Source organism: Photobacterium sp. DNB23_23_1 (assembly GCF_052873815.1).
The window spans coordinates 14,306-34,755 of the sequence record NZ_JBNNXT010000051.1 but is presented as its reverse complement, the minus strand read 5'-3'; the positions used below and the strand labels follow the sequence as shown (position 1 = coordinate 34,755).

Annotated in this window: 13 protein-coding genes; 3 read left to right on the top strand and 10 right to left on the bottom strand. The window is 36.4% G+C overall.

Translation table 11 applies throughout. The features are described 5' to 3' along the window. The first annotated feature begins 458 nt into the window (after positions 1 to 458). Complete coding sequence (locus tag ACVA53_RS22215) at positions 459 to 878, top strand: hypothetical protein (RefSeq protein ID WP_446506297.1); 420 nt, start codon at positions 459 to 461, stop codon at positions 876 to 878. 464 nt (positions 879 to 1,342) lie between these two features. Here ACVA53_RS22215 and ACVA53_RS22210 read toward each other — a convergent pair whose 3' ends face one another. The 6 genes from ACVA53_RS22210 to ACVA53_RS22185 form a co-directional block, all read right to left on the bottom strand. Then, positions 1,343 to 1,549, bottom strand: coding sequence for a hypothetical protein (locus ACVA53_RS22210; RefSeq protein WP_446506296.1), 207 nt, complete (start codon positions 1,547 to 1,549; stop codon positions 1,343 to 1,345). A gap of 123 nt (positions 1,550 to 1,672) precedes the next feature. Next, on the bottom strand, positions 1,673 to 2,362 hold the full coding sequence (locus ACVA53_RS22205) for an oligogalacturonate-specific porin KdgM family protein (RefSeq protein ID WP_446506295.1): 690 nt from the start codon (positions 2,360 to 2,362) through the stop codon (positions 1,673 to 1,675). 427 nt (positions 2,363 to 2,789) lie between these two features. Next, complete coding sequence (locus ACVA53_RS22200; protein WP_446506294.1) at positions 2,790 to 4,457, bottom strand: glycoside hydrolase family 43 protein; 1,668 nt, start codon at positions 4,455 to 4,457, stop codon at positions 2,790 to 2,792. A gap of 26 nt (positions 4,458 to 4,483) precedes the next feature. Beyond that, on the bottom strand, positions 4,484 to 7,147 hold the full coding sequence (locus tag ACVA53_RS22195; protein ID WP_446506293.1) for a family 78 glycoside hydrolase catalytic domain: 2,664 nt from the start codon (positions 7,145 to 7,147) through the stop codon (positions 4,484 to 4,486). A gap of 96 nt (positions 7,148 to 7,243) precedes the next feature. Beyond that, positions 7,244 to 9,019: a sodium:solute symporter family transporter gene (locus tag ACVA53_RS22190; protein ID WP_446506292.1), complete on the bottom strand. Its 1,776-nt coding sequence runs from the start codon at positions 9,017 to 9,019 to the stop codon at positions 7,244 to 7,246. A gap of 81 nt (positions 9,020 to 9,100) precedes the next feature. Continuing rightward, entirely contained in the window at positions 9,101 to 10,420 is a 1,320-nt protein-coding gene (locus ACVA53_RS22185; protein WP_446506291.1) for a sulfatase-like hydrolase/transferase, read from the bottom strand. Between the two features lie 287 nt (positions 10,421 to 10,707). Between ACVA53_RS22185 and ACVA53_RS22180 the strand changes: the two genes are divergently transcribed. After that, on the top strand, positions 10,708 to 11,871 hold the full coding sequence (locus tag ACVA53_RS22180) for a glycoside hydrolase family 88 protein (RefSeq protein ID WP_446506290.1): 1,164 nt from the start codon (positions 10,708 to 10,710) through the stop codon (positions 11,869 to 11,871). 574 nt (positions 11,872 to 12,445) lie between these two features. Beyond that, complete coding sequence (locus tag ACVA53_RS22175; protein WP_446506289.1) at positions 12,446 to 13,960, top strand: sulfatase; 1,515 nt, start codon at positions 12,446 to 12,448, stop codon at positions 13,958 to 13,960. Between the two features lie 184 nt (positions 13,961 to 14,144). Here ACVA53_RS22175 and ACVA53_RS22170 read toward each other — a convergent pair whose 3' ends face one another. From ACVA53_RS22170 to ACVA53_RS22155, 4 genes are all read right to left on the bottom strand, one after another. After that, entirely contained in the window at positions 14,145 to 14,633 is a 489-nt protein-coding gene (locus ACVA53_RS22170; RefSeq protein WP_446506288.1) for a hypothetical protein, read from the bottom strand. Positions 14,634 to 15,158: 525 nt separating this feature from the next. Beyond that, positions 15,159 to 16,664, bottom strand: a complete 1,506-nt coding sequence (locus tag ACVA53_RS22165) for a BNR-4 repeat-containing protein (RefSeq protein ID WP_446506287.1) — start codon at positions 16,662 to 16,664, stop codon at positions 15,159 to 15,161. Positions 16,665 to 17,197: 533 nt separating this feature from the next. Next, positions 17,198 to 18,973: a glycoside hydrolase family 43 protein gene (locus ACVA53_RS22160; RefSeq protein WP_446506286.1), complete on the bottom strand. Its 1,776-nt coding sequence runs from the start codon at positions 18,971 to 18,973 to the stop codon at positions 17,198 to 17,200. A gap of 199 nt (positions 18,974 to 19,172) precedes the next feature. Then, positions 19,173 to 20,438 (bottom strand): anaerobic sulfatase maturase, encoded by a 1,266-nt coding sequence (locus ACVA53_RS22155; protein ID WP_255044372.1) that lies wholly within the window; start codon positions 20,436 to 20,438, stop codon positions 19,173 to 19,175. Positions 20,439 to 20,450 lie beyond the last annotated feature (12 nt).

Here is a 20,450-nt window from a genome sequence, read left to right as displayed (position 1 = left end):
CGTACCACTTTCGGCAGTTGGCTTCCTCTTTTACACCTTCCCATGAGTGTCGCACTTATTATCTGAATTCAGGCTTTAAGATAAGGACTAGCCTGTAATGAATAAAAAACACACTCCCCTTTCTGCTCGCTTTAAGCGTATCAGCGTATACGACTCAAAACAACGCGAACGCCAATGATGAAAACACAACAAACCACGCACAGCAAAACAATAGTGTTGATATCTCACAATTTTTTCATCAAAAAGGAGTTGACCCTACTTGGTCACAAATATTAAATACTGATGCTTTAAACCCCCTACAAACTCATACGTCGGCAGGTGTTGATGGCTCTCAAATCATCATCAATCGTAAGAACGTCGAAACAGGCCGTTATGGAAGTCGACCAATCAATAGTGAACAAAATCAATATCGGATACATACCGTTGGTCACCCATCGATTACTCAAGATAAGTTTCATTTGTGGAGTCGCTGGTACCAAGAAGATGGCAATACACAAATTTTTCGCTTATTTAAAGATGAAGAAAATGTCAGTAACAAGCGAAAGCTTGCTGCTAGAGTTGAAGCTTTCAGCCCTCAAGACCGCTGGTTGCCAGAACCAGGTGTATGGCATGAGTTTTCCGCTCGCTTCAATGTATTAAAGGCAAAAGGTTGCTCTGCAAAACCAGGGAAAGAACATTACTGCTCTTTATTTCAAGCGAAAGGCAATAACGTTGATCACTGGCCAGTTATGCTAAGAGTGCACGGGGATGGAAGTTTGTGGTTTTACCCACGAAGTGGTCAACAGACTAAAATTCGTGACAATGTGATCGGTCAACCGTTTGACATGAAGGTCGTGATAATGGTCTGGACTATGAAATTTTTGTCGACGACGATTTAGTGGGGACTGGGCGATTTTTACGTACCGGAGAAATCGGCTTCAGATGGGGGAATTTATGTAGGTGCAACAGAGGTTCTCGATGACATTTTAGTTTTAGTGACGGGCGTTAACATGACCTAAATTTTGTTCAATGACTCAACTAACCCGTTTAATCGAGATAACTGCATAATAAAAAGTGAACAGAGAAAATTATTGTTGCCAATACAACAGCCTCATATGTTACCTCTGTTCTCTTGCAGTTTTTATTAATAATAAAGCAATAATTCACCCTTAGTGATCAAAACAACACGATGTTCAGGTCTAAAGCAAATTAACTGTTAGTCATTTCTTTCAGAAATAGGTCTATCATTAAAAGATAGAGCATCTACAAGATACTTGTCGTGAAGTTTTTTTTTAGCATTTTTTCTGTATCGATTCGTACTCTTCGATATCAATGATATTGCTTGCTTGTTGCGATATCTGATTCAGCATGTGAATACAGCTCTCTTGACAAAATCTCCCCCTTCCGATGCTAATTTATTAATGTTAGGGGTTTGTACTTCATTATTACCATAGCTACCGATTGCAACACGAAGATCATCAATCAAAAAAACTAATACGTTTGTAGGTAATTCTGAAGCAACTGATATGTTTGCTTTCAAACTAAGTGAAAGAGCAGCACCTAGCAACATAGTACTATTTTTCCTCTTTGGAATAATAGAGCGTTTTTAATATTAATTTTTAAACCTTATAACAAAAGGCCACCAATCAATTACAATTAGTGGCCTTGATATTAGAATAAGTAAAATTATCCACTAGAAACTATACAGTAAACCAACGCGCGATCGTAATTGATACTTATCAGATTTGTTTCCCTCAGGTACCCCTGCAAATGTGACAAAAGGAGTCAAACCCTTAGCTACTTGATAATAGGCCTTAAGTTCAAGTTCTTGTTTAAATCCCTTATTGTTGTACATCGTTTGTCCATCCAAAGCTTTATGATAGTCATATTGGATGCCAAGCCTTAAAGCATCTTTGGCGTAATTCAAATTCATTTGATACTGACTTGTTTGCTTCGTATCGTTGTATTCGCCATCCTTTACACCAACGTGGAATTTATGCTTATACTTTGGCTCTAAAGAAAAACCTCCGCCAAGTTTATAAACCATCGCTGCCATGGGCGTATAAATAATACCACTACTAACAGCTGTTACCTGTAGTTGTGGCACCAACCTAACATCATCGTTAACGTCATAACGATAACCTAGTTGCATTTCAGTACTACCGAGCGTGTAGTTATTCAGATTTTTACCTTTGTGAATGATTTGAGTTCCAATAAAGGTATTACCTATGCTACCACCTATTTTAACAAGGGTTGCATTTGTATTGGCATCAACTTGATCGTTAGACTTATGCTCTTGACGAAGCATCAAAGTAGCCGCAGATACTGAAGTACTAGCGATCATAGAAGTGAGTGCTAGCACAAAAATTTTTGTTTTTTTCATTTTAAATCCTTTCAATCCCTAAATTATAATATTTTACTAACTAGAATAAAGTGTTAAACAGAAAACTCCATCAGTATTCTTTAAGGTTATTATTGCTTAACTTATGATAAGATTCATTACTATATTCAATTTTTGTGGAATTGCTCAGATATTTATTTTCAATAGATAAATTACAATATTATTAGCAAATAATGACATAAGAAAATGCAAGTTATGTTCTTAACTAATTAAATATTAGTTATTTTTTATTAACCGCCGAAAATCAAATAGATATATCTGATTTAAAAAAGCTATCACTAGCATTAGTATCGGTATTATTAACATGAAAAATTATAATTTTCATAACCATATGATGTTTTACGTGAAAAACAATATCCCAAAGCTCAATGTTTGAACTTTGGGATAAAATATAAAAAAGTTTTTTTATTTAACTTTTAGGACCATCATAGTCATAAGTGAACGATTCAACATCAATATAACCATTCTCTTCAACATCATTCCATGTGAAGAAACCCAATCGATCACCCGTCCAATTTCCGAACGCAATTTCAAATTGAGGGCCAAAATACTTATAAACTTTGCCATCCAAACTATATTCAAAGAACGCACAGTTTCCATTGTTTGTCGTTCGGATATAAATATGTTCAGAGTCTACAACGTCTCCTTCAACTTCTTCACCTTTTGTGTTCATAAAAAATAAATTATGAACACCCGATTCGGAAACTTTAATACCCATAAGATTGAAAACACCACCAAACCTAACTAGGCCGGCAACTTGATGTGGTTTCATCCCCTGTAGCTTTATCTTTGCCTCAGCGACCCCATGGGAAGTCCCCATAATTCGCTGACTTAACGTGTTACATGCTCGCCAAAAATCTGAACTAGCTCCATTGCTATTTGTCCATTGGTTTGTTTTGGGCCCATAACCCTCCCCATTGGGAACAAGTTTACTGGCTTTTAAACGCAGATGGCCTGGATTATCAGTTAATGACCAGTGAGAATCCCTTGGATCATGATTCCATTCCCATTGAGGTCCAAGTCTATCTGTTGAGAAATCATCATCACTGAGAGGCGCTTGAACTGGGAACCCATTTATTGGTTTCCTGTATCGCTTAACTGGTTCACCAATGCCGTCACCGTTTTCATCTATACCAATAATTGGCCAGTCATCAATCCAGTTTACTGGCTCTAAACATTGAACTCTTCCCTGAAAAGGATCATCGTCATTTTGAACGAGTTGATGCATATACCACCAAGATTCATCCGGCGCTTGAAGTAATGCACCTTGACTAGCACTTCTACCGCCAAAGTTGCTACCTTTTTGTAGAACAACCTTTTTTTCATAAGGGCCATAAATACTATCAGATGATCTCAAAACAACTTGCTTTCTATCGTTTTTAGCATTTTTGACGCCAAGACCAGTTGAGCTATCGCCTATTGTCCATTCAGCGATAAAAATGTACCAATAACCGTTAAACTTATAAATTTTCGCGGCTTCCGCACCAATACCAGAATAAACCTCTTTACCTTGATCGAGAATTGACAATCCATCCCAGCTCATTTCATATATTACATTGGTGTTTACCGGAGATTCTTCATCTAGATTTTCTGGTTTAACGCCAGCATTAACTATAACATAAGCTTTATGACTATCTTTATCCCAATATACCGCGGGATCATCCATTACATGCGTTGTATCTAACAATATCTTTGGTTCACTCCATGGCCCAGCGATATCTTTTGCTGTAGTGACCATCAACCCGTGGTTATAATCAATTTGATAAATATACCAAGTACCGTCATTATAAGCTAAATCTCCAGCCCATACGCCAAATGAGTACCCATTCATTCGATCCCAGTTATATTCGGGAGCCCAAGATAGACGATTAAACCCAAAACCAACATTACTCCAGTTAACCATATCCTTCGAGGCCAATATCGGCATCCCTGGTGACATATGTTGTTTTGATGTGATCATGTAATAAGTATCACCTACTTGCTCAATATCAGAATCTGGATAATCAGCATTTAATACAGGGTTAATATAAGTCCCATCACCTTGATCACCCCAACTACCAAATTTATTATCTAACATAATCTTTTACTTCCAATTCTAATAATTTAATTAAATGTCATTTCTTTGACCAATGAGGTCACATGTAACTTATATTTACCGGAACCAATAATTAATTCATTACGGTTATTTATAGAAAAACCATCTACGCGGCTTATGCAACATTCTGGTATAGAAACAATAGCTTGAGAATTAAATGGTACTTCCACTTCTAATTCATAATCACTTTCACTAAGGCAGACCCATGAAACTTTAATCTCACCATAACAAGTAGAATATTGACCCGAAGCATAACTTAGCCTTGAACTAAGTAATGGGCTTACTCTAAATTTCTTAAAACCAGGATTAGACTCTATAGAACGAATACCTAAAACGTTGCTGTATAGCCACTGCCCCACTGCTCCGTATGCATAATGGTTGAACGAATTCATACCTGGATCTCTGAGACTTCCGTCGTTTTGAATACCATCCCAATGTTCCCAAATGGTTGTGGCACCTAATTTCACTTGATTTAACCAAGACGGATAAGTTTCTTGTAGTAATAGTTCATACGCAGCATCTTTATAGCCGTTATCACTTAACGCTTCACATATGTGCGGTGTACCTAAAAATCCCGTGTTCAAATGACCATTATTGTTTTGAATCAATGTGACTAACCCAGAAGCGATTTTCTTTTTCTGAACATTTGATACTAGGTTAAAATGCAGTGGCAAAATATGTGATGTTTGAGTTTGTGGTAAACGTTCACAATCGTTACCAACGAATTCAGATACAAATTTCTGTCTGATCCTTTCAGACAAAGAGTTGTAGTAATCACTATTCGCTGAGTAACCCAATATTTCAGATATTTTACCTAGTAGTTTGGTCGAATAGGCAAAATATGCTGTACCTGTAAACGCTGTTGGGGTACCTCCAAAGAAGCTGCCCTTCTCTGCATCTAACGCTAACCAGTCGCCAAATTGAATCTCATAATCGTAAACATAATCGTGAGATTTGCTCTCAACAAATTCGAGATACTTACACATCGATTGATAGTGATTTTCCAGCACTTCCTTGTCACCATACATAAGGTAAAGTTGCCAAGGAATAATCACAATAGCATCACCCCATCCAGCGGAAGAGTGCGTACTCTTTTTGAAAAAAGGGTGAGAGTCAACTCTACCTGTCAATGTATCAGGAACAACAAAAGGTATCCCTCCATCAGACAGTTGATCACAAGATACGTCTACAAGCCATTTAGTGAAAAAACTCTTTGAATCGTACAAGTAACAGGCCGTCTTAGAGAAGATCTGAGCGTCTCCAGTCCAACCCAACCTCTCGTCACGTTGAGGGCAGTCTGTAGGGATATCTACAAAATTTCCTTTCATGCCCCAACGGATATTTTCGTGTAACTTATTCAGTAGCGAATTAGAGCTTTCAAAGTGACCTGTTCGTTCCAATGCAGAATGAATAACGATAGCTTCAATGTTACTGATCGCTATCTCTGGCGATGATTTACTAATTCTTGCGTAGCGAAAGCCTTGGAATGTGAAATGTGGACTATACGAATATCGCTTCTTTGGTCCAATAATAAATGTATTTTTTTGTCCAGCCGTGCGGAGATTTTCGATATGAGCATTGCCCTCTTTATCAAGCACCTCAAAATGTTCAATTGTCAGCACATCCCCTGCTTGACCAGCTACTTCAAACTCAATAAGACCTGACATATTCTGGCCGAAATCGACTATGGTCTCACCACATGGACTTTCAAATATAGACTTAGCGCTAATTGTCTCTATTCGTTCGACAACGCACGCATCCTGTGGCTTTAATACATTTAAATCAAAATTAACCGATATACAACTCACCCAAGAAGCATTGTCTTCTGATGCTTCGCTCCATAAACCTATCTCTTTTCTAGAATCATATGTTTCACCATCATAGATACTTGAAAAAACAACCGGTGATTCTGACCATTTCCATGAATCATCAGTAGGGATAACTTCTTTTGTCCCATTTTTATACCGAACAATAATTTGACAAATCATGCCGGGCACAACGTCATAAAGGGCACTATCGTCTAGCCATCCCAACCGTCCACAGTACCATCCAGGTCCTACGTGAAAGACGATCGTATTATCGTTCGAGATCTTATTAGTAATCTCTGCAGTTTGGTAAAGATGATTTTTTTTGTAGCTGGTAAAACCCGGTTTTAAAACACCATCTATAATTTCTTCATTGTTTAAATATGCTTGATATATCCCCCCCGCTGTCGCATGAATCATGACTGACTCAACTTCATTGAGGTTATTAACAGCAAAGCTCTTTCTAAAGTATATCCCCTGCTGTTCATAGTTAGTCTCTTCCAGACTTGAACGAATATACTTTGCTTGCCAATTATTTTTATTGAGCCCTGATATAAAGCTCGACTGCTTCCAATCAGATTCCTGATTGTAGTTGTTCCAACACTTAACTCTGACGAAATATCGTTGTGAAAAATCAAAATTTTCCAAGTTAATTTTTACATTTACACTTCTGTCACTTTCTTGTCTACCAGAATCTAAAATTATTTTTGAAAAGTCATTTTCAGTTGAGACTTGATACTGAAATGCAATTTGACTCTCATCTCGGTGAGTTGCCTTCACTTTCCACGTTAAGTTAGGTAAAGACTCTACACAATTAACTTCTTGCAAGTTATTAATGTATAGACTTTCTATATTTAACATATTCATCACTCACTCTTCATTATATTTACTTGCGAAATTTGGAGCACATATAAAATTACATATATGTGCTCCAGGTTTTAGTTAACGAATAATTCTTGTCCGTTAATCCGTAGCCACCGTAACATTATATTCTGGTTCTTTAACCGCCTTAAGTAAGGCGAAACCAATTCCTGCGACAATCAAAGACATGATGAGGAATAGCGAGCGCCCCCACATAGGGTTAGGTACCAACGTAAGTAATGAGATGAATCCCGCAGCAACAAGAAGCATTTTTCCTAGTACCTTGTTCTGCCTGTTATCTAACTCAATACTATCCGCCGTATCCTCAACAACAACCTCAGTATCAATATTGGTAAAGAACTGCTCAATATTCTTCTCACGCTCAGGAGACAAGCCCTTGTAGAAGAATTGCGTACAGACAAAGAACGGCAGAGTAATCAACCCGTGTCCAACAACACCGAGAGTCACTGACTTCATTTCTGTAAACTCACGATTCGTCAATGGCTGATCTAAGTTTAAGAAACTAGCAATCATCTCTGGTGTAATAACAAAAGCAATTATTGCTGATACACACATACCGACCAAGATAGTACCGCCGACAGCCCACTCTGGTGTTTTCTTAACGTAGATGCCCAACAGAGCAGGAATAAGAATTGGAAAACCAATTAGTGTATTAATTAGCATCGTCAAATCAAACAAGCCATATTGTCTGAGTGATGATAGTCCAAGTGCTGATAGAATAATCACGACCCCGAACGCTGCAGTCAGCATCTTCCCTACTTTCAAAAGGTGTTGTTCTGAAGCATCTTTTTTGATGTAAGGTTGGTAAATACTCTTAATAACAATACCAGAGTTTCCATTCAAACCAGAATCCATTGATGACATCGTCGCAGCAAAGATAGCAGCAAGTAGCAGACCTATCATACCCACTGGCATTTCACGTTTTACAAAAATGTAATACGTTGCATCTGTCACTTTGTTTCCTAGACCGTCAAGACCCCACGTTGAAGGATCAGGGTAATGACCAGAGACGAACCATACAGGTAAGAACCAAACTAAAGGACCAACTAACATTAATGACGCAGCTAACAATGCCGCTTTTCGAGCATTTTTTGTATCTTTTGCTGTGATGTATCGGTACGAACTCAACATGTTGTTCGTCGTTAAGAACTGCTTGATAAACATACAAAGGAACCAACCCACAAAGAGGTAGGTGTAATTGTAACCATCACCAATGATTGGATTCTCTGGAAGACCATTTGACATGAGCTCAACGACACCGCCCCCTTTCCAAAGGGCTACCATTCCAGTCACCAACGTCATAACAGTTAGAATCACCATTTGCATAAAGTCTGATGCAATAACGGCCCAGCTGCCCCCGATTAAAGACATAAAGACTACGATACCGCCAGTGACGACAATCGTCACTTCTAATGGCACCCCGACTACAGCACTTGCGAATACCCCAAGTGCATTCACCCAAATAGCCGCCTGAAGAATACCCAAAGGCATTCTTGACCACATCATGATCTGTTCGTTTATACGACCGTAACGCATCCTAACACCTTCTAAGGGCGTAATAACTCGCATTTGTCGAGCTTTAGCCGCAAAGAATAGGTAGTTACATAAAAAACCAAGAGCGGAGGCATAGAAAACAACAATCGCAACGGCGAAGCCTCCTGTTAGACTTTTGCCCATATGACCAGTAAAGGTCATTGCACTTACTGCGGTCATAAAGGATGTGGAACCAACCATCCACCACAGCATTTTACCTCCGCCCCTAAAATAATCACTGGTGTTAGAACTGAACTTTCTAAATGACCAACCAATAGCAATTAAGAAACCAAAATAAACGAGTAGTATTGCAATATCTATCATATTTCCCTCTCAAGACTTTAATTAAAACGTTATCACAAATAAAAATTAATATTGAAACTATAGTAAATATATATTTATAAACTATAACTTAATTTCGTAATCGTAAACTTTTCTTTGAACAGATTTCTTTGACGGTGCATCAATAATTTCAGGAATATCGTGCCCGATCTCCTTAAATTGCGAATATAGTAAACTTCGCATTTCATCTACGACTTTTTGGTGAGATTCATAACCAATTAAGTTGGCTAGTTCATATGGATCAGCCTGTAAATCGTATAGGAAATCATCAACATAAATATCATTATCAGTTTGACGTATACTATATTTCCAACGGGCTGTTCTAATACAACGACCTACATGTGATTCACTAATCTCAATATAAGCATGTTTTTTTAGATCTGCCTCTTTCCTTTCAACTAAAGGCAGTAAGGATTGTCCCGTCATTTCTTCAGGTATTTCTATACCACACGCATCAAGTAATGTCGGGGGTACATCAACTAAACTAGCAAGATTAGGGAAACGTCCACCTTGAGTAAACTGCCCTCCAGTCCAAACCATTGGAATTCGGATTGAAGCATCATGACATGAGCGTTTGTATTCATTATTGCGAGTTTTGAAATGGCAACCATGATCTGATGTAAACACAACGATAGTGTCATCCAGCAAATCTAAGCTCTTTAGCACATCTTTGATACGACCATAAGATTCATCTATACGCTTGACCATCCCATAGTATCCCGGCAAATGTGAAGCACTTGTCCCACCTAATGCTTTTAGATCTGGTGGTGTCCAATTATCAAGATAGCGTTCGCTATAACCAGTGGGAGCTGGAAAATCGTCACGATGATTTTGCATATGGGGTTCTAATAATGAAACCATCATATAGAAGGGTTCGTCTTTATTATTATCGATATATCGAATAGCCTCATCGACTATCGCATCAACTCTATAACCAGGAAGTTTTAGCTCCTCACCCTTTTCATCAAATACAACTGTTTGATAAGCATCTGAAACAAATTCAGGTATATTTGCAGCTCTCCAAGTTTGATAGCCGCCTTGAGGTTTTTCAAAGGGGCCTACGCATGAAGCATTAAGATGCCATTTGCCAAAATAGCCAGTTTTGTAACCCGCATCGCCGAAATAATGAGCTAATGTTTTTTCATCTGGAGATAAACTATCACCATTAGTATTACAACATGTTTCTGATGCATATTTACCGGTTTGCAAACATGATCGAGCAGGAAGGCAAACAGGTTGAGGCGTGAAAGCATTTTCAAAATGCGTTCCTCTAACAGCGTCATAATCCAAATTAGGTGTTAAATCCATTGGATTTCCGTGAACACCCAAGGTGTCAAATCTTTGCTGATCAGTAAAGAATATAATGACGTTTTTCTTTTTCATTGGTAATAGTTCCCAAAATAACACATTCAATTAATGCAGAGTCTGATAATAATAATTATCTCAATCAAACCACTATTTAATTAAAGTATAAATTTACTAAAAATCCTGAGAGCTAAACCACAATTTATTGATGTGAAAAAAACGATATTAATCTACGTGAGCAAAACCACAGATATAAAATACTATAATGTATATTGTAGAAAACATAATTGATGTTCATAATCTATGAAAGCATAATTTCTTTCATAATGACAACTTAAATTTAACTAATTAGAGAGATATAAGTAATGACTACCATTGAGGTTGATACACCTAATCAGATTTTTTCAAATTCTGAATTTTTAGATACGTCAATTCAGCGTGTTCTTAAGAAAGTTGATCTTATGATGACGGTTTATCACGATGGATTTCCGGCATCTGCTAGTGAGAACTTAGTGTACCCAAAGATTGACAATACTCAGTGGACAACGTGCTTTTGGACAGGACTTTTATGGTTAGCTTACGAGTATACGCAAGATGACAAGTACCGTAATCTTGGTGAGTCATTGATGGAAAAGTTCGAAGAGAGACTGGATAAAGAGATCTGCTTAGAAACGCATGATATGGGCTTTCTCTATACACTCTCTTGTCTTGCTCCATATAAAATTTCAGATAATCAGAAAGCTAAAGAGCTGGCTATTAGAGCTGCTGATGTCCTTATTGGACGTTACCATGATAAAGCTAAAGTGATTCAAGCTTGGGGAAATGTAAATGATCCTAATCATAAAATTAGAATGATCATTGATTGTAATATGAATCTCCCTCTTCTTTATTGGGCGACTGATGTTACTGGTGACCCTAAGTATCGCAACATAGCATTAAGTCACTTGGAGCAATCAAACAAGCATATTATTCGTGATGATTTCTCTACACACCATACATACTTCTTTGATAAGAACAACGGTGAAGCCATTGGCGGTAGAACTTTCCAAGGTTTATCAGACGACTCAACATGGGCTAGAGGTCAAGCTTGGGGAGTTTACGGATTAGCACTAAGTTACAAGCACACTGATGATTACAGTTTAATTGAGATGTCGAAAAAGCTTGCCGATTACTTTCTCGATAACCTACCGGAAGACTTAGTTGCATATTGGGACTTAACCTTTACAAGTGGTGATGAACCAAGAGACAGCTCAGCAACCGCTATCTTCCTTTGTGGCTTGCAAGAGTTATTGAAGCACCTACCTAAAGAAGACAAAGATAGAGCTCGATATGAGAGTTTTATTGAACAAGCAATCTTAAACTTGTCGAATTCATACATTAGTGAAAATGATAATGAATATGGCGTTTTGCTGCATGGAACATATGCTAAACCCGATGGCCGAGGTATTGATGAGTTCTGCATTTGGGGTGATTACTTTTTCCTTGAAGCATTGATTCGTAAACGTACAGATTGGAACACATACTGGTAAAAATAATTTATTTACTAGTTTCCTACTAAATAAAATTACTGATACGGGGTATAACTCGTATCAGTAATTAATAATTAATTAAATCACTACTATCAGATTCAATTAATGATTTAGTTTATGATATTTTATATATACATATTGAATGTTAATATAATACGTTATATTAAACAATGATAGTTATTATTTATGCTATCTTTAATTTACAACGCACATCTCTACATCATCTTATCTTCCCTCCATTTTCACGATGTCATGTTTAGGATGAAATATAAGTTTATTTTTTCTATAACATAATTTTTCAAGTGTTTCATTATTAATGATCTAAAACTAAAACCAAACCACAGAAACCATCATAAGTATAAAAATACACATTTCACAAAATAAAATTTTCACATGCCATGATATAATGTCATTAATAATTAATTTAATGGGGTATCATTTAACATGTGTTAATTCAAAATATATTGTTAACACGTAATATATTATCAACGTTTTACTTTTTAATTCAGTAACAGTTCGTTATGCTCTTCACTACTTTTTTAACTAGTAATTATTAACTGGGATATTTCATATCATGAAAAATCAAAAGCACATGAAAAAAACAAACAAGTTTAAGAATATATCGGTCAAATGCGCAGTACAGGCTGTATTCTGTCTTGCTGCTGGTCTCTATAGTCAGCAAGACGTTTACGCCGGTGTTTCGATCGATTCAACACAAACACAATCACCTAATGTGGTGATTTTTCTTATAGATGATTTGCGAGTCGATGTCGGAAGTTATGGTAACCAATATATCAAAACGCCAAATATTGACAAATTAGCAAGCGAGGGTGTTCAATTCAATAAAGCGTACGCTCAACAAGCCATTTGTGGACCTTCAAGGGTAAGTATGCTGTCTGGTTTACGTCCAGAAACCACTGGGCTATACACTATTGATAAAAGCGGTATGTTACGTCCAAATCAGCCTAACGTGGTTTCTATGCCTCAACTCTTTAAAGAAAATGGCTATAAAACTATCAGCATTGGTAAGGTTTATCATACTTCCTCTGATGATCAAGAGAACTGGACGACACACATAGAGAAACTTAAGAACTTCTATGCTATCCCTGGCAATGAGGAAGCTAAGTACGCTTATGAAGCCGGTGATGTTGACGATGATTTTTATAAAGATGGTAAAGTGGCTAATGATGCTGTTAATATCTTAGAGCAAGTTAAAGATGATAAATTCTTGATGGTAGTTGGATTCAGCAAACCTCATTTGCCTTTCAATGCCCCAAAAAAATATTGGGATCTATACTCACATGATCAGTTTGAAGTTCCGAGTCGATCTACACCAGATAACATGCCGGAACTAGCCCTTACTAATTGGAACGAGTTACGAAGTTATGGAGGGATACCTAAGGAAGGTTATGTTGATGATGAAGGTACTAAAACGCTTATCCATGCTTATTCGGCAACAGTCAGTTATATGGATGCACAGTTAGGTCGCGTGATGAATGCCCTTGAAGATTTGGATTTGCGAAAAAATACTATGGTCGTTTTCGTGAGTGACCAAGGTTACAAACTAGGAGAGTACGGTGCGTGGAATAAGCACAGTAACATGGAATTGGATACTCGCGTTCCACTAATTATTAGCCGTGAAAAAAATTACGAGAAACGTCAAGACGGGGTGATTTCAAATGCTTTAGTTGAAAATCTTGATATATTCCCTACCATTGTAGAAGCAACCAACTTACCTATGCCGGTACTCGATGGTCAAAGCTTACTTCCATTACTTGAATCTCCAGATATGAAATGGGCTGATGCTGCTTATAGTGTATTTGCCAAAGAAGCAAAAGCAAAAATGGGCGTATCGGTTACGGATGGTACGTGGCGCTACTCTGAATGGCGCATATCGGAAACACAAGAAGTTCTATCAAAAGAACTTTACTTACACGATAAATCTGATATCGCAGTAGAAAATGTTGCAGGGCAAGCTAAATATTCAGATATTGAAGCACGGTTACAAAAAATGCTATACCGACAGTACCCACTAGATGCACCATCTTTTAACGATAGGCCAATTCTTGAGAATAATGCCGCCCAATAAAAAATGTGACTTTTTGGGGCCACCTCGATGGGGCCCTTTTTTAATCATTAACTATTTAAGCTCTTTGTTTTATAATACGTTTTTACAGGTTTCGATAAGTGTCTGTATAGTATTCATTCCATTATCCAACGGAAAGTATTACTGGAAATATTCGAGTTGATACGTCATCAACCCAAATAAGGTTTTAACTACCTTGACCCCATGCTTCAGTAAAACCAACTGTAGAAAGATCCGCGTCAAATGACCCATATTTAATTCGCACAGTATCTTGAGAATTGCGGAAAGCATTAATAATAAAATTGACTCCTTTATCAGATAGTGCAGTAGTCTGTAGCATAGATACTTCATTTTTATAATGACAGAACTGTGACATTTGTATGGGTTGGTTATTTACTAATATTGTTGCTTTTCGAGGGGTATCAGATGGATTGCAAGCATCTGCCTCATTCATTATATAAAAGTTAATGTAAAGACGTTGAATGCCTTGATGAGAACGAATTACCTCTGCACCAACAGCTGTTGCAATACTTAAATCTTCACCCTTAATTTTAAAAGAATGTGTACTCAATGGGTATTCCTCTTCCCAAGATACAATTTCAGTATTCCAATCAGAAGCGTAAGAGGAATTAATAGCAATACACAACAATGCAGATAATAGCACTTTTTTAATCATGAAAATTCACCTTATCCTTATTTATATGAATATTAACCTTGTGATACTTAGGCTTCAATATGCAATGTCACACAAAATAATCTTCTTTTACGTAATCAAGATTAATGCGCACTTTATTGCTATGAATTAGCTAAAAAAGAATGCAGCCATTACAATTATTAACTAGTAGCTGTCCATATCAGATTATGCTTAATGAGATATATAAACAGATGCATCGCTAAAATGGTTAGTTACTGCGTGTGGGCTGGTTATGATGCATATTGATGGTAAATCGATATTGATGACATACCTATGAAGATAATATTTTTTCAAATTTTTACTGTTTTTCTGATAACACGATTGACAAATAAGTTGCATATGTATGAGCATTAAACAAACAAGCTTATAGCCACGAGCAAGAAAGAGGTAAAGATCTCCGCCCCTTGGAAGCTTGGGGCGGAGAATATGTTTACTCTGAACTAATTGATAAAGATACAACAAGTAGTAATTAGACCACTGGCTCTCATAAAACTTATTTTGATAATTCTAGACATCTAAGTCAATTATTTGTAAGTGTAATGGCCGCGATGTACCTTTTAAACTTTCCATCAGATAGTAATATAGCTTTCCATCTTTAATATGAACTTTACCATGGGTAAAGATTTTACCAGAGTTAGCTTCATAAACTCTTTCGAAATCGTTAGTACCACCTTTTGCTTTCTCAACATAAGGTCTACCACTCTGATTTAAACCAATAATGTAAATGTTTTCACCTGAAGTGTGGATATTTGTCGCCCCAGCAAAATCTGAAGTGATAGTAAATTCTGAATCGCTAGCTGGTTTGTATGAATGAAGATTAACTAATTCGAAATCAGATCGCTTATTGTCTCTTGACTGAATAAGGCTAATCATATGGATATCGCCTTTCTCCGTCACGGTCCAATCAAAATTGTGTATGATTTGAACGGAATCTTGCTCGGTGTGTGAAATGTAGTCTCCTGGCTCAAATACTTTAAGTTCATCGGAGTTTACTAATGGAAATGTCATACTCTTTCCGTAGTGGTTTTTCCAATCACCATCACCACTTGGATTATCTGAGTATCCATAGTAAACACCATTTTGGTAGATAAACTTATCATCGCGTTTTGCTCGCTGCTGGAAGCCGACTCTCAGTTTATCATTTACATATTTCATGCTTCCATATAAGCCCCAGTTGTAGTCATTCCCATGGGATTTAGCATTCAATACATTAAATTGCTTCCACTCTGTCCATTTGCCATTGTCTGCATCATAATGAGCAAATACATAACCACCATTATTGTTACCCCCCTTTCTCATATAAACAAGGATAGTGCCATCAACATTGGTAAAGAAAGTAGGATAAGTTAAGCCCGAATAATTAGCATAATCAATACTACCAGTGAGGCTTAAATGCTTATAGTCATGAGGGCCTTCACTAACATGACTTGTATCTTTAACAAATTTATCTAGTGCAAATTCTTCATCAGATACATCGGCCGCACCAGTGACACTATAAGAATATCGGAAGTAATCATTACTTAAGCTTCCATCTTCTGGTCGGTTTTTACCATAAGCATGCATGTCATACAGCATGTGAATAGTACCGTCTATCGGACTAATGGCAACAGCAATAGTGTTATGTGACTCACCTATATGAGGTTGATTTAAGAAGCCTGTATGCTGATGGGGGAACTCTATTGTTTTTATTGAACCTGTTTTTGTATTGTAGCGTGATAGCATGACCTGTCTATTTTGTTTACCGCCTTTATACCAAGTCATAAACACATAGTCTTTGTACGTTTTAATACTGTCACCGTGAGCAGATATTTGAGGACCAAAGAAGTAGTCATAGTTCTCGGTGCCGTTATCTTCAGCGTGACGAGCCACTTTGTTGCCATCAAAATGCAAAGCATTATCTGTTATTTTAATCTCACTCTCCAAAACAACAGAAGCATTGGAAATTCCAAGAGGCATTAACAACATTGAGCCGATGAATGTACTTACACATAAAAACTTTTTGTTCTTGTTCATTACACTTCATTTCCATACAAGTTATTGAATATAATTTCTTTAATAATTAGAGATGTTCCAGAATTAATATTGCACATTAATGTGTATAGATATAATGCTTAGGATTGCACCTTAGCAGGGCAAGATTTGCACTAAGTGTAATTAAGCGTTTACCCGTACCCATTGACAATTTAATGTGACGTATCGCACTTGATCCATTTTTTTATTATGTAATATTTTTGATCTTAAAGTACGATGATATAAAGATAATGAAACAAAATTCTCAAAATTCCATCCTGATGCTTATGATATTAGCGAAACGAATGCTCGGCAGGTAAGGGATTAACGAACATTAAAATAAAATGAGAAAACCTGTTTGAAGGTCAATCAGATCCTCGCATAAAAACAGATCTCTGGTTTTTATCAGATCTACCGATAACAATTATCGATATCAGCATAATAATGTTGCTTATCTTAGTTTGGCCGGTCAGTTACACCTAACCTCAGTTAAAATTTATCAACTAAGGTTAGATGATGTTCAAATCATATCTATTTTATCCCTTGGGTCCATCATAATCATAAGTGAACCAATCTACATCTATATAACCTGCTTCTTCATCTTTTTTCTCATTCCACGTGAAGAAGCCCAATCGGTCACCTGTCCACTTTCCAAAAGAAATTGTAAATGTGGGTCCAAACGATTCATATTTTTCACCATCGAAGCTAAAATAATAATTTGCTTGATTACTTACATTTGTCGTTTTTATAAATAAGTCATTGCTATTAATTATGGCTCCTTGTGTTTTGTTCCCCATTGAGTCCATATAAAACAGATTTTTATTTCCATTATCATCAACTTCAACACCTAATAAATTATAGTTACCTCCAAACCTAGCAAACCCCGCGAGTTGATTTGGTTCCATGCCTGAAATATCAAACTTTGCGATCGCAGTTCCTGTAGTTATCCCCATAATACGTTGACTTATCACATTGGAAACTCGCCAGAAATCTGTATCTGAGCCATCATTATTAGTCCACTGATTTATATTTGGTCCATAACCGTCTTTATTAGGTAAAACTTTACTTGCTTTTAATCGTAACATTCCTGGGTTTTCAGTAAGCGACCAGTGTGTATCTCTTGGATTGTGATTCCACTCCCACTGATAACCTAGCTTAGACGAAGAGAAATCGTCATCAGAACTAGGAGCGACTATAGGAAATCCATTAATTGGTTTCCTATACTGTTTTACAGGTTCTCCTATACCATTGTTATTCGTGTCAACTCCTATAATTGGCCAGCCATCAACCCAATTGACAGGCTCCAAACATTGTGGCCTTCCTTGAAAAGGAATATCATCATTTTGAATTAATTGATGCATATACCACCATGATTGGTCAGGAGCTTGTAATAACGATCCTTGACTTGCACTTCTATCGTTAAACACTGACCCTTTTTCTAAAACTGTTTTAACTTCGTATGGTCCATATATACTATCTTTAGAACGAAGTACAATTTGCTTTCTATCATTTTTAGGGTTTTTAACACCAGGTAGTGTTGAGGTATCTCCAATATCCCATTCAGCAAGGAAAATATACCAAATATCATCTATCTTATAAATTTTTGCTGCTTCAGCACCTCGACCTGTATAAACAAGTTCACTTTCACCTAAGATTTCCTTTCCATCCCAGCTCATTTCATAGATTCTATTCTCATTTCCAGGAGTTTCGTTTTCTGGTTGTTTTTGTTTAAGGCCGGTATTAATTATCATATAAGCTTTATGTGAATCATAATCCCAAAAAACAGCTGGGTCATCGACAACTTCATCTGGTGGAAGCATCATGATAGGTTCACTCCAAGGGCCTCTAATATCTGGTGCAGTCGTTACCATGAGACCATGTTTATAATCTATTTGATAAATATACCAAGTGCCCTCATGATAAGCTAAATCTCCAGCCCATACTCCGAATGAATATCCATTCATTCTATCCCAATTATATTCTGGTGCCCATGACAGTTTTTCAAATCCATGGCCTATGGTTTCCCAATTTACCATATCTTTAGATTGTAAAATAGGCATACCAGGTGACATATGCTGCTTAGAGGTAATCATATAATAAGTATCACCAACTTGCTCTATATCAGAATCTGGATAATCAGCATTTAAAATTGGATTTATATAAGTACCATCTCCCTGATCACCCCAACTGCCTACTTTAGATTGTATTGGTTTATAGCCTGACACCTTATCTATATTCCCAATATCTGCATAAGACATAAAAGAATAAAAAATAGCAGTCATGATTATAATTTTTTTCTTTTTCATATTCATTGAACCTCCACTTTCATTAGTAATAAAAATCGTTCTTTCAACCTTCACATAAATATTAACCATAGGTTATTAATAACCTTTGAGTGGCAATTTCATTTTATTACCACTCCAAATTAAAAGTTATATATAATTACTTAAGTTTACTGACAGTGACACTGTATTTAAGTTAGATATATAAAGCATGAACAAAACTTTAGTGCTAGCGTTTAAATTTACCATCTAATATATATTTGTTATTTATAACTTTACTGAAAAAAATTCTATAACCAGAACAAAGATAATTTAATCCAACTTCATTATCCGGGGTTTTTAATAATCTGTTTTTAGGACATTCTCCCCAACAAAGCTTTAAATATAAGCATTGTTTACAGTATTTAGGAAGAGATGTTTCTTTCAACCGAGAAAAATCTAATTGTTTAGACGAGTTCACTAAATCACTTTGATGTGTTTCCTGAATATTACCTAACAAGTACTCAGGATAAACGAAATGATCACAGCAATACATATCACCATTATATTCAATTGCAAGGCCTTTACCACAATGTTGACTACTAGTACATTTTTGGGCGCCGTAACCATAAATTTGAGCAATTATATCTTCAAAATTTTCAATAAAAACTGTACCAAAATCATTTTCTAACCATTCAGCCCAAACTGTACTTAGAAAAACGCCCCAATCTTCAGAGTTTACTGTCCAATCCGTTACAATAGAGTCACTTCGACCTGGTAAAGATCGAGGTGTACCTATTATTGGTAATTTGTTTTCATTCCAATATAATGGAGCGACGGATTCAAACATATTATGTTGAACACATGGTATAAATTGAATGATTGAAGGATTAATAACATCACGAATATATTTGTAAACTTCTAATGGTTTCTTTGAATTATAGCTATTTACCACACATAAAACATTAAAGGTAATATCATACCTATGAAAAAGAGAAACGGTTTCAATTACTCTATTAAAAACAGATTTTTGGGATTTAGAACGACGGCAATAATCATGATATTCTTTAGGTCCATCTATTGACAATCCAACAAGAAATTTGTTTTTTACTAAGAATTCACACCATTTATCATCGATTAACAGCCCATTAGTCTGCAATGAATTTAAAACCTCTTGATAACTCCGCTTATATTTTTTTTGAAACTCAACTATTTTATAAAAGTATTGTAAACCTAATAAAGTAGGTTCGCCACCTTGCCAAATAAACTCAACCACGGCCCCATCTTGAGTATCAAGATACTGTTTTATATATTGTTCTAATACATCATCTGGCATTATTGATTTTTTTTCTTGATTCAACATTTCTTCTTTGTGAAGGTAAAAGCAATAACTACACTTCATATTGCACTTCGAACCGGTTGGCTTAGCAACAACACTATAATTTATAGGTGTTCTATCAATAATCTTAGGGTTATTTGCGTTTAATTGTGTTGTGTCTATAAACACTCGATTCATTTTCATATCCTA